Source organism: Serratia sp. 506_PEND (assembly GCF_001076875.1).
Classification (GTDB): domain Bacteria; phylum Pseudomonadota; class Gammaproteobacteria; order Enterobacterales; family Enterobacteriaceae; genus Serratia; species Serratia marcescens.
In genome coordinates this window covers 1-5755 of record NZ_JVEL01000259.1, presented here as the reverse complement: position 1 = coordinate 5755, position 5755 = coordinate 1, and the positions used below count along the sequence as shown (strand labels likewise).

Below are 5755 nucleotides of genomic sequence, written 5' to 3'. Positions count from 1 at the left end.
CCTTTCCAGGTGGCGGCAAAATGTGAGGTGGTTAATCGACGATAGTGATCCCGTCTTTTAGCGCTGCGTTCTTGCCGGTGATATCCAGCGAATCGAATGCATCGCGCTTCATGGTTTTCTGCCCTGCCTGGTGCTGCGATTGCTGCGAACCTCCACCCGAATTACCAGAAGCCTTAAGGATGTGATCCTTCTGCGGGTACTGCTCCACCAAAAACTCCAGCGCCTCGTCGAAATCGGCCAGTTCGCCCGGCTTAGCCCGCGAGTAAACTTTATTGCCGGAAGGGTCATAGGCAACAACCTTGCCCTCTTCGATTTTGAAGGACTGCCCAAAGCGCGCCTGAACAAAATCAGCCGGGATCGCCATTTTATCGGTGATGAATTTGGAGCCAGAGAAACGGCCGCCGATCATCTCCTTGTAGAGCTGATCCTGCAGGGTCTTGTTCTGATTTGTTGCTTCGTCCAGTTGGGCCTGGAACGACTTGGTGATTTCAGCCTTCACTTGATCCACTGCACCTGCGTCGATCAGCTTTTTCTGGTCGATTTTGGTTACCAGTTCGAGCGCCTCTATTGCTTTAGCCGGATCAGTAATACCGGCAAATTTAGCCAGATTAGCTTCGGCACTTTCTTTTGCCTCTCGGTGCGATTTTGCCTCACCATTTAAAGAGGCAATCTTTCCGATAGCCTGGGAAGCATCGAATCCAATTTCTTTTCCGTCATCATGGACATAAATTGGATTGCCTTTGTCATCGATAGCAGCCAGTTTTTGCCCATTAACTTCAACGATTTTCAATTTCATGTTGTTACCTTTGATGTAGTCATCCGACTGTTCACCGCTTTGCATCCGCTCGGCGGCAGAAATAAAAAAACCACCCAAAGGTGGTCGCTATAGTCCGGCATCCGAAAACGCCCGTTCATCAATTTCTCGCAGCTGTTGCAGGCTTAGCCACTCCCCTTTGTCGGAGAAGAATTCCGCCGGCCGCATACCGCCGTCACGCATCAAGCGTGCGCGGGTTTCGCCCAATACCTCCACCTGGCGCCGGTAGGGCTGACGTTGGAGCCAGTCCCGATAATTGGTTTCCGCCGGCACCTGGCCATCCATACTGGCGCGCGTGCCCGCCGGCATTTCATCGGCATCGATACCCAGCGCTCGCCACGATTTCACCACCAGCGTTTCCACTGACCGGCAACAGAAATGGATCCGCCCCGGCCCGGCGCCATAAGGCACCCTGTGGCCGATGGGTTTGTTGTCCAGCGTGTAGCGCAGGCGATCGCGCACGATGCAGGTCGGCGTCGTCTTGTTATCGAGGGTTGCCAGCCATTGCTTGCAGTCGATAACGTCGGCGTTGGCCTGGGCGAATTCCGTGCGCGCTACAGCCGCCATATGGCTGACGGCGGTTTTTATCACGCTGGTTGCATTGGCCCGGCCAGTTTGCAAAACACCGTCCTGATAATTTCGGGCGCGAGTGCCGCGGATCCGGCGATAAATCTGGTCCGTCGTTTCACCCTGCAGATAACCCTGGCTCACAGCGTTACTGATGCGCTGGAGTCGGTCGCTTTCCAACTTGCCGGCCCATTCGCTGAGCAAACGCCCCTGAAACGGCCGCGCCACCGCTGCGGCGTAAACTTGCTGCGGTGTCAGGCTGATAAGCGGGTAACGCTGTTTCACCAGGTCGGGCAGCAGAGAATCAAACAGGCTGAACTGAAAACCGCCTTCATACCCGATAAAATCGCCCAGCTCGTCGCTCAGTGCCCCATAAAGCCGCTGGTAAACCTGCCGGTTGATATCCCGCACGCCGCCCAGCAGTGAGTCAAGGCGGCGAACCGTGAAGCTCTGCGGGTCTAGGTCATCCAGCGCCATCAGCAATTTTGATGACAGCTCCGCATCGGCCTGGTTGAGGATCTTTACCATCCGCTGGGCAATACCAGTCGAGTAACGAGAAACGAAGAGTGCGTGTGCCAAGGTTTCATCTAGCAAGCGATCATTAACCTTTCCCATCGCTACTCCTCCTTGATTAAATCAGGAGGTCGATTTATCAACACATCCATTACCTCTTCAGGATTCGCGTCTGGGTCAATGATACGAAGCCGCTGGTAAGCGCGCACAGCATCAATAAAGCGAATGTCTCCACCCTGCCGTAATGACTGGATCGCCAACGCTGATTGTGCGTCAACAGATTGCGTTTCCGTCTCCAGTTCGGTGCGTACATCAACATTACCGCCCGAAGGCAAGCCCAGCCATTCGGCCATTATTTGCAGGATATTATCGAGAGCATCTTCGAGGGAACTCGCCATCGTGAATAGTGGCGAGTTCTCCTGCATTTTTTCTTCGTTAGTCTGATCGACCGATTTTGTGGAGGTATTTTCTGCGCGCAATAATTTGGCGCCAGCCTGCCGCATTTGTTGTTCAAGATCGTCAATGGAGGTTTTTCCGGCTCCGATAGCTGAGCCTGTATGCTCGGTGTACTCGATCCCTTGTTTTTGCCTATCTTCAAAACGCGCGGCACTTGATGCACCAACGGTTAACTCTTGCCCTTCTTCAAGGCCATAAACACTGAGGATCGGCACCCGGGCGACATGCAGAATGTTGTCCTGCTCACTTTGGCTTTGCCAGTGCTTGATGTTCAGCAATGCCAGATTTAGTAGCGGTGGGGAACCCCGCATAAATCCCGTGCGTTTGGTGTAGAACGTCACCAGAGGGATATCATCACGGCTGGTTTCCCACTCCTCGAAAATAGCCCAAACGCTCTCACCAGAATCGCCTTTGCTTTTTCGGTAAATTTCCACCTTTCGGGGCATGATGTGGCGAATCTGCTCAACTTTTGTCTGCCCGTAATCATCACTATCAACGATGATCACCTCTTTGATGCGTAAGTCGGTCAGCACAACCTTTCCCTTCACCACTTTCGACTTCCAGCCAATCACCTGGCGAGGATTGAGCATGGTGACGTATGGGCGGCTACCTGCTGCCTTCTCATCGGCCTTCGTTTTTACCTCATCCTTGTTCACGCGAGGAAAATCGACCAGCGCATGAGCCAGACCATACTGAAACCCGATAGAAAAGAATTCTTGCGCCCATACATCAAGCCTATTTCCTTCCAGATCGATATTTGGTGTGAGTTTTTTTATCTGCTCAGGCGTTTCGTCGCTTAAAACGGTCGGCTCAGCAAACACGCGGCCAATATCCTGCTTTATTGTTTCCTCATAGGCAGGAAGCAATGTTGCAACAGCCAGCCGTTTTTTATAATCCTCCTTGTCTTCATTCGGCCAGCGTGGCAGATATGTTTCGCCCAGCCTGCGCATATAAAGCGTGCCGCCCATCAACGCATCGTTAATGTCCCAGGCTTCGACCATATCGTTATAATCAAGATTAGGTGTTGAAATATCAGGCATGGTGATTACATCCGTAATTTGGTGACCTTTCCGGCAGGTTTAACAATGGGGAACTGTTTCTGGATAAAATAACCGGCGCCATCGTTGGGGTGGTCATTGTCGGATTTTTTATCCGGCTCACCGGTTTTTTCATCCCAGATTTGCTGCTCCAAGCATTCGGTATAAATCGGGCAACGCTTCACATTGACCTTATAGCGACGTTCACCACTCCCATTACAAAACATCGCATTCATCGCATTAATTCGATCTTTCACTGGAGGGTTAGCAGCATTCACCACCACATTAAACCCAGCCTGCTTTAGCTGAGCGATATCTGTCAGGCTGGCATTGCTGGATTTTCGCGAATCACCCGACGCATCCGGGTAGATGTAAATTTCTCGCACCTTACGATAATCGGCGCCATCGTAAAGCCAGAAACGCTCCTTGATAATGCGGATCATGTCGGGGGTGTCGTACGCGTTGATGATTTCGTTAACCGCACACGGCAGCCCCAGGCGCAGAACGTGAACGATGCCGGCCATCTTGCCGACGTTGAAGTCCATCCCGATATAAAGCGGCTCGCCGGGCTGCTCCACCTCGTCGCAGTTGTTCAAACGGCGATCGAACTGGTGGTAAATGGTGCCGCTCGTCAGGTTGGTAAACTGTCCGCGCAGGTAGGCTTTAATCAGCTCCGGCGGATAGCTCCCCATCAGCGAGGGAATGTAGTCCGGCGGCAGGTTCTTTTCGTTGTCGAACGTCGACGCCTGCACTAGGCCGTACAGCGTCGCCAGCTCTGGTTTGTCGCGTACCTCTTTGACGAACTGGAGCCAAACGAATTTAAACCCCTCCGGCGTCGTAGTGACGTCAATCCCGTTGCGCAGACCGTCCACCTTGTAACGCATACGCGCGATGATTTTCCGCCAGGCTTTCTGCGCCTTCTCTTTTTTCATCACGTCGAGCTCGTCGATCAGCGCGTTACCGATTTTAAAACCGACAATAGTTTCCGGCTTTTCCATCGAGCGGCAGATCGTCGTTCCGCGGTACTGCCGGCCGGCGTAGAAATGCACCTCTTTGTTGCTCTCGTTGATCTGGACGCGCATCCCCCAATCGTGCGCCACTTCCTCGACCGTCGGGTAAAAAATATCGCGGATCTGCGGATAAGTCGGCGCAAAGTAGCCCTGGTTGATGCGGGGAAACTCCCACATGCCCTTGCAGATACCGCCGCACCCTACCCACGTTTTGCCAGAACCGAACCCGGCGACGTAGGCTTTGAGCTTGTGCGGCATCGCCAGAAAACGAGCCTGAGGAATATTAAGCGTCGGCGCTATCATCATCCCTCCTGGCGTCTACCACGTTGATGTTGATCGCCACCGGCTTCGGCGTGTCGTTGTCGTCATCGTCGGCCAGTTCTTTACCCAGCTTTTCAACCTCGAGCTGCCGACGTTCGATTTCAGCCTGCTGCAGCCTCTGCGTAAACTCGCTATCAGCCAAGCCCAGACGTTTCATCACAGCTTCGAACATTTTTTCACGACTGATTGCCGTGATTTCCACGCCGTTTTTCCCGACCTTCGTACCGGAATACGCCAGACGGGCAATGCCAGATAATTTTCGGGTGTCCGGGAAGTAAGCGCGGCCTATGCCGTCTCCGTTGCAGTGCGGGCAAGCTGGGTTAGGCTCCCTGTTGTGGTCGTAGCCATAGCCGCCCTTGTCTGGTGGTTCCGGCTTGTTCCTGGCCTTGGCCTCTTCGCATTTTTCATCATGCTCGATTGAATCCCGCCACTGGTAGTGGTGTCCGAATCCCCAACAATGCCGGCAGGCGCCGCGGCGGTACTGCGAAATCTCGTTCGCGTCGAACGTGGCCAGCTGCCACATTTTTTCGAGCACTTCATCAGCGTTTGCCAGGGTGCGCGATACCGATGCAACCAGTTGGCTATCGATGGCCCGTTTAACGTTAGGATTCGTCAGAAGCTGACGGCCATAGTTTGGGTCGCTGTAACCGGCCCGCTCAGCGGCGGCAGTGGCGTTCTGATCAATCAGGTATTCCGCTACGAAAAGGCTTTGCTGTGGTGATAAGCCTGATTCCGATATCAGCTCTTCTGCGCTGAGTTTGGGATCCGTCTTGGTACGCACCTTTGATTTTTGCGTACCGCTTTTGCGTACCTGCGTACCTTTTTGCGTACCGCCCTTTCCCTTGCGTACCCAGCCATGTTTTTTGGCGCGCTTCCTGATTGCCCCCTCACTGATGCCGTATATCTCTGCCAGGTCGCGGAGAGAAAGTTGACCGGCACAGTAATCGCGCTCGAGGCCGCTTTCTTCCGGTTGTGACATAGCATTCTCCATAAAAAAAGCCATCAGCCTGCCGGTGCGCTGGGTGCGCGGTGGGTGC

General features: G+C 53.6%; 5 protein-coding genes. All 5 read right to left on the bottom strand.

Annotated features, from left to right (window positions below; translation table 11 throughout):
- Positions 1–31 precede the first annotated feature (31 nt).
- Positions 32–796 (bottom strand): DUF6651 domain-containing protein, encoded by a 765-nt coding sequence (locus ADK28_RS06790; RefSeq protein ID WP_048795246.1) that lies wholly within the window; start codon positions 794–796, stop codon positions 32–34.
- A gap of 87 nt (positions 797–883) precedes the next feature.
- Positions 884–1996 (bottom strand): phage minor head protein, encoded by a 1113-nt coding sequence (locus tag ADK28_RS06785; RefSeq protein ID WP_048795244.1) that lies wholly within the window; start codon positions 1994–1996, stop codon positions 884–886.
- A 2-nt stretch (positions 1997–1998) separates the two neighbouring features.
- Positions 1999–3390, bottom strand: coding sequence for a DUF4055 domain-containing protein (locus ADK28_RS06780; protein ID WP_048795243.1), 1392 nt, complete (start codon positions 3388–3390; stop codon positions 1999–2001).
- 5 nt (positions 3391–3395) lie between these two features.
- Entirely contained in the window at positions 3396–4703 is a 1308-nt protein-coding gene (locus tag ADK28_RS06775; RefSeq protein ID WP_048795242.1) for a terminase large subunit domain-containing protein, read from the bottom strand.
- Positions 4681–5697, bottom strand: a complete 1017-nt coding sequence (locus ADK28_RS06770; RefSeq protein ID WP_048795245.1) for a terminase small subunit — start codon at positions 5695–5697, stop codon at positions 4681–4683. Before ADK28_RS06770 ends, ADK28_RS06775 begins: the two co-directional genes overlap by 23 nt.
- Positions 5698–5755: the final 58 nt, after the last annotated feature.